At 68.9% G+C, this 5,213-nt stretch carries 8 protein-coding genes and 1 pseudogene; 2 read left to right on the top strand and 7 right to left on the bottom strand.

What is annotated here, in order from left to right; translation table 11 throughout:
* Positions 1-292: 292 nt before the first annotated feature.
* From G3N92_RS30495 to G3N92_RS30480, 4 genes are all read right to left on the bottom strand, one after another.
* The gene (locus tag G3N92_RS30495) at positions 293-601 is read right to left on the bottom strand and encodes a YXWGXW repeat-containing protein (RefSeq protein ID WP_206131270.1); all 309 of its coding nucleotides are present in this window, start codon (positions 599-601) and stop codon (positions 293-295) included.
* 355 nt (positions 602-956) lie between these two features.
* Positions 957-1,235, bottom strand: coding sequence for a hypothetical protein (locus tag G3N92_RS30490; RefSeq protein ID WP_206131269.1), 279 nt, complete (start codon positions 1,233-1,235; stop codon positions 957-959).
* Between the two features lie 84 nt (positions 1,236-1,319).
* On the bottom strand, positions 1,320-1,568 hold the full coding sequence (locus tag G3N92_RS30485; RefSeq protein ID WP_206131268.1) for an ogr/Delta-like zinc finger family protein: 249 nt from the start codon (positions 1,566-1,568) through the stop codon (positions 1,320-1,322).
* 109 nt (positions 1,569-1,677) lie between these two features.
* Complete coding sequence (locus G3N92_RS30480; RefSeq protein WP_206131267.1) at positions 1,678-1,881, bottom strand: hypothetical protein; 204 nt, start codon at positions 1,879-1,881, stop codon at positions 1,678-1,680.
* Positions 1,882-1,972: 91 nt separating this feature from the next.
* On the opposite strand from G3N92_RS30480, the gene G3N92_RS30475 reads away from it, so the two are divergent.
* Positions 1,973-2,446 (top strand): transcriptional regulator, encoded by a 474-nt coding sequence (locus G3N92_RS30475; RefSeq protein WP_206131266.1) that lies wholly within the window; start codon positions 1,973-1,975, stop codon positions 2,444-2,446.
* A 191-nt stretch (positions 2,447-2,637) separates the two neighbouring features.
* Positions 2,638-2,925 carry a hypothetical protein gene (locus G3N92_RS30470; RefSeq protein WP_206131265.1) on the top strand — a complete coding sequence of 96 codons (288 nt, stop codon included), beginning with the start codon at positions 2,638-2,640 and terminating at the stop codon, positions 2,923-2,925.
* A 178-nt stretch (positions 2,926-3,103) separates the two neighbouring features.
* Here G3N92_RS30470 and G3N92_RS30465 read toward each other — a convergent pair whose 3' ends face one another.
* The 3 genes and pseudogenes from G3N92_RS30465 to G3N92_RS30455 all read right to left on the bottom strand — a co-directional run.
* Positions 3,104-4,186: a contractile injection system protein, VgrG/Pvc8 family gene (locus tag G3N92_RS30465; RefSeq protein ID WP_206131264.1), complete on the bottom strand. Its 1,083-nt coding sequence runs from the start codon at positions 4,184-4,186 to the stop codon at positions 3,104-3,106.
* Positions 4,186-4,647 carry a phage tail protein gene (locus G3N92_RS30460; RefSeq protein ID WP_206131263.1) on the bottom strand — a complete coding sequence of 154 codons (462 nt, stop codon included), beginning with the start codon at positions 4,645-4,647 and terminating at the stop codon, positions 4,186-4,188. Before G3N92_RS30460 ends, G3N92_RS30465 begins: the two co-directional genes overlap by 1 nt.
* A 14-nt stretch (positions 4,648-4,661) precedes the next feature.
* Positions 4,662-5,213, bottom strand: a pseudogene (locus G3N92_RS30455) (hypothetical protein); the annotation flags it as partial.

Here is a 5,213-nt window from a genome sequence, read left to right as displayed (position 1 = left end):
CGCTCATGGCGAACGGGCGGCGGAACGCGGGCGCGGGTTGCCGCGCCGCGCGTGCCGCGCGCGATCAATATACGACGACCGCGGCCGGGCGCACATGAACCGGCCGTGCGGGCACCACCACGCAGGCGGACAGGGTGGCCGCGACGAGCGCGAGAACGGCGATCAGTTTCATTGGGGACTCCTTGGCATGTCGGGATGGAATGCGGCTTGGGCGAATCGGAACCGGAAGCTGGCCGGGAATCGAGGCTCGAAATCCAGGTCGGGAATCGAGGCCGGAAATCAGACCCGGAAATCAGGCCCAGTGGCCCGGCACCCAGTGCCAGTTCGGGCCGTGCGCGACCCAATGGCCCGGCACCCAGTGGTAGCCGACGCGCACCGGCTGCCAGTGGCCCGGCACCCACACGTAGGCGCCGTGATTCCAGCGCCAGCGGCCGTGATCCCAGACGTAACCGGCGCGCGGCCCCGGCACCACTTCGTAGCGCGGCGCGGGCGGCGCGATCGGCGCGACGATCACGGCCTGGGCGAAGGCGCTGGTGGCGAGCGTCAAGCAGAGCGCGGCGGCGAGGCGGGCCGGATGGAACAGTCGTTGTATTTGGCTCATGGTGTTTTCTCCCTGGATCGGCAACGAAACGACGCGCGGCGGCGTCGTACTGTGTTGAACGGAGCGCGGCCGAAAATCCGTCGCCGGGATTCGCACGTCATGGCGGCTACCCGCGCCGGATCGTGGCGCGAGCGCGGCCCGTTGCGGGGAAAAGACGCCCGCGCGGCGGCCCGGTTGTGTTCGGTTAACCCTTTGAAGGCAAAGCGTTTTATGGAGGCGTCGAGCGGCGCGGGCCGGCCCGTTTCGAGCGGCTTGGGGTCCGGATCGAATCGAAATATCTGGTAACATCCGCGCGCTGCGCGCCTCGCTTTTTTGCGGCATTTTTGCCGTGTTTACGCGCTTTGCATCGACCCGATCACCGACCTGTTCCGCCGATGAATTCAGCCAGCCCGTCCCGTTCGTTCCCCTCCGGCGCCGCCGGCTCCGCCGCTTCGATGCGCGGCGCGATGCCGGCCCTGCTGCTCGGCGCCTCGCTGTTGCTCGGCGCATGCGGCAAGCACGACACGAACGGCGGCAGCGGCGCGGCGGCGAATGCGGCGAATGCGGCGGCTGGGCCGCACGGCGCGCCGATTTCGGGCAACAGGGTGCCCTGGGCGAACGCCGCGGCGATCGGCCCTGGAACGGGATGCGTCATGGTTTTCTCTTGGTTCGGGCAAACGGCGCCCCTCACGCCACGCGGGCGCGATGCGAGGGGACGACGAAACGCGGAAGGGCGGGGTTAGACGGGCAGGTCGAGCTGCTGCTCGCCGCGTTCACGCACGTGCGGCGAGAGCGGCAGTTGCAGCGTCGGGTCGGGCATGGCCGAGGGCGAGAGGGTGCGCGCGAACTCCATGTTCACGACGTAGGTGTGGCCGCATTCGACGTTGTTGCACTGGTAGGTGACTTCGCGAAAGGTGGGCGACATTTCGCGGCTGGTGCGCGCGGTGGCGCGCGTCCGGCAATGCGGACAGCGGTTCAGGATGCGCATGATCGGGATCCTCCGGGCGAGGCGTTGAGCGAGGCCGCGGCCGGCCGTTCGCTGCAGGGTTCGACTTGGTATGGGGTAGGGGCGCTGCGGCGCGAGGCGGGCCTCGCGATCATCCCTCGGGCTTGCCGGCCGCCACGCGCGCCGCGCGCATCGCCCCGATCAACAGCGTGCGCGCGGTGCTCGACAGCGAACGGTTCTGCACCTGCGCCGCACGTTCGAGCTCGACGCGCTCGGGTTCGGACAGATGCACGTAGAGGGGCTTGCCCGAGAGCGGGAAACGCGGGGAGCGGCGGGGGCCTTTGGCGGTCTTCACGGTCGGTATACTGGCTCGCTTAGTCTTGCGTTAGTGTCGGCTCAGTGTGTCATCCATTTTTATGGACGTCAACAACTTGAATGGAATTTAAATGGATAGTGTGGGGAAACGGCTGCGCGGCGAGCGGATGCGCCTGGGCTTGAGTCAGCCCGAATTTGCCGCGCTGGGAGGCCTCAAGCACAAGACGCAGCTCAATTACGAGGCCGACGTCAGCGCGCCCGACGCGCGCTACCTGCTGGCGCTGCGCGAGGTGGGCGTCGATATCTGGTACGTGCTGACGGGCGAGGCCAGCCCCGCGATGCTGCCCGCCGACGAGGGCGAGCTGATCGACGGCTACCGCCAGCTCAACGAGGCGGGCCAGGCAGCCGTGCATGGTTTTATCGCCACATGCATCAACACCGGTTCGATGATTTTGAGCGGCGAAGGCGCGGGCGCGCCGCGCGTCAAACGGCTCGCGGAAAACCGTCGCGCTGCGCTCGATCAGCGCATGGCCGAGAACGTCGAGCGGGCCATGGCGGAGGTCGAGCGCCTCAAGACCGAGCGCGCCGGCAAGCCGAAGAAGTAAGTACCGAAGGGCGCGCGGGCCGCCCGATTCCGGCCATCTGCGAGGCAATCGTCAGCTTCTCCTGAGCGATTCGACAGCTTGATACTGTATGGATGTACAGTATTATCCTATCCTGACATGCGCTGCCATTCCGAGGCGATCCGCTGCCGCGCGGCGCTGTTGTCGAACGTGTCCGTGGGAGACCAGAACAAATGCACAGCAACACGAAACCCGTCGAACGCATGAACGGCGCCGCACCGCTGGCCGAACGGCCGGGCAATCCGGCCGCGCGCCCGCTCGTTGCGCCGAACCTGCACTCGACCGCACATCTCGATGCGCACGAACGCGAGCAGGCGTGCGCGGCGCTCGATACCGCGATCGATTCGATGGGCGTGGTGCTGGAGGCGGCCCTGGCCGCGATGACGACGCTCGGCCAGATGCGCGCCCTGCTCGATCGCAGCGACGAAGGCCGCGGCGGCGCGGCCTCGGCACAGCGCTAGCCGCGCGCGGCACAACTTCAATCGGCATCTCCGCCGAGCGGGCCGGGTTCCCCGGCTCGACGCTTCCCCGATCACCGTTCTCCTTCTTCCGGCCGCGCCCTGTTCGATGCGGCGGCCGTCTTGCGCGTCGCGTGCCGCATGCCCCGTGCCGATCGCCCGGCTCCATTCCGCTCCCTGCTCACGACGCCGTCTGACCGGCGGATTTTTTCTCCGCCTTGGCGTCCTCGCGCGTCTCGAGATCGAGCTGGGTCTGCAGGCCGTTGTTGTCGAGCGTGTGCCGCGCCGTCTTGATCAGCCATTCGACCGCGTCGAGCTCGGGCTTGAGCCCGCTGAAGCTGACGGGCGTTTCCGGGAACACGTCGGGCCGGCCGCGCGCGAGCGAATAGGAGAGCGTCTGCCTGCCGCGCTGGATCCGCTTGTATTCGGCCTGGGCCGCCGCCATCGCCTCTTCCTGCGAGGCGTAATCGTCGGTCAGCACCTTGACGTTCTTGTCGGTCGCACCCTTCACCGTCACCGACAGGCGGCGGCCCTTTCCGTTCGAGTGATAGTTCGCGCGCACCGCATCGTACTTGTCGCGCTCGGCCGAGCCGTACTGGTGGCGATCGCCGTCGGCGCGCGTCAGCGCAAGCACCGCGAGCGGCGTGCCGCTCGCGCTCTTGCCGGTGTCGATCGGCATGAACAGCAGCCGCTTGTCCTTGACGTTCATCACTGCGTCGTAGCGCTTGGCCAGGCGCGTCAGGAACGACATGTCGGATTCGTGCGTCTGGTCGACGTGGGCGATCCGGACCGACGCCAGCGCCGCGCCCACCACCGGCTGCAGCGAATAGCGCGCGGCGATCGTTCGCACGATCGCGCCGAGCGTCTGCTGGTGCCAACTGCGTTCGCGCCGCTGCTGCATGCCGTCGCTCATCGAGGCCGAGTGCGCGCTGACCGACAGCGTGTCGGGCGCGCCCGACCAGGTCACCGTGTTGACGATGAAGGTGCCCTTGTCGACCAGCGGTTCGCCGAGCCAGCCGATCGCGACCTTCAGCTCGGCGCCGAGCACCGGTAGCGCGAGGTCGCCGCGCGTGTCGTCGAGCGTGATCTCGACCGTGTCGGCCTGATCGGCGCGGTTTTCGGTGATCGTCAGCGATTCGAGGCGCGGTGCGAACAGCATCGAGATGTCGCGCCCGTCGAGCGTGACCCGGTAATCGGGCTGCGATTCGACGCGCGCGATGCGGCGCCGTTCGCCCGGGGTGCGTTCGTTCGAGTTGCTCGGCATCAGGCCACCTGGGTCTGGGACGTGGAGGCAGTTGCGCCGTTGCCGGCGGCGGGATCGGCCTTGTCGTCGGTCATGCGCAGCTCGCTGTCGTCGACGCGCGTGAGCGTCAGCGTGAACGCGATGCGGCGCGGCGTGCCGTCGGGCGTGTGATAGGTCTGCGTCTCGTTGAGCGCGGTGATCAGGTAGGCGCCGTAGACGTTGCCGCCGCCGTCCACCAGCACGTAGGCGTCGCCGTGGTCGGCCATCGCGGCGAGTTCGTCGATCGAGGCGATCGAGCCGATCGTCTCGGGCGCGACGAGGCCTTCGAGCGTGATGGTGTCGTCGCCGGGGCCGACGTACTGGCGCGCATCGCGCTTGCCGATCCGCGTTTTCGATGCGTGCTTCCAGCCGCGCGCGCGGGCCAACTGCTGGAACGGCGCGGAGGTGAGGCTGAACACGAACTGGTCGAGGGACATGAGCATGGTGAGGACTCCGGTTAATCGTGCAGGGCGGCGGTGGCGCGTTGGCGCAGCTCGCGATCCCGCTTGTCGAGTTCTTCCCTGACAAGCTGCGCGACGGCACGCGCGTCGACATTGGCCGGCGCGTAGATGTTGATCACGGCCGGCGCGGCCGGCACCGTCACGACCGCCGGCGCGGGCGGCCGTGCGCCGTTCAGCGGGGCGCGCAGGTCGAAGGCCATCGTCGAGCGGTCCGGCACGGCGGGATGCGCGAGCGGCGGCAACAGGGCCGCGCTCGCCAGGCTGGAGGCCACCAGCAACTGGCTGGCCGTCAGCGTGGTCACCATCATGCTGGGCACCTTCGAAGGTTCGCCCGGCGGCGCGATGGGCGCCTTGGCGGAATCGGTGGCCGCGGCGGCGGCGGCCGCGCCCGGTTTCGGCGAACCGTCGCCGGCCGCCGCACCGTCCTTGCCGGCGCCGCCCGAGAACCAGCCCTTGATCTGGGCGCGGTGTTCGAAGGCCCAGGTGCCCGCGCCGATCCCGGCTTGCAGCAGCAGGCCGGCCGGCGTGAAGCCGCCGAGCAGGCTGCC

The sequence above is a fragment of the Burkholderia sp. Ac-20379 genome, assembly GCF_017104645.1.
Classification (GTDB): Bacteria; Pseudomonadota; Gammaproteobacteria; order Burkholderiales; family Burkholderiaceae; genus Burkholderia.
Note: the sequence above shows the minus strand (reverse complement) of the source record. Positions and strands in the feature narration are given on the sequence as shown.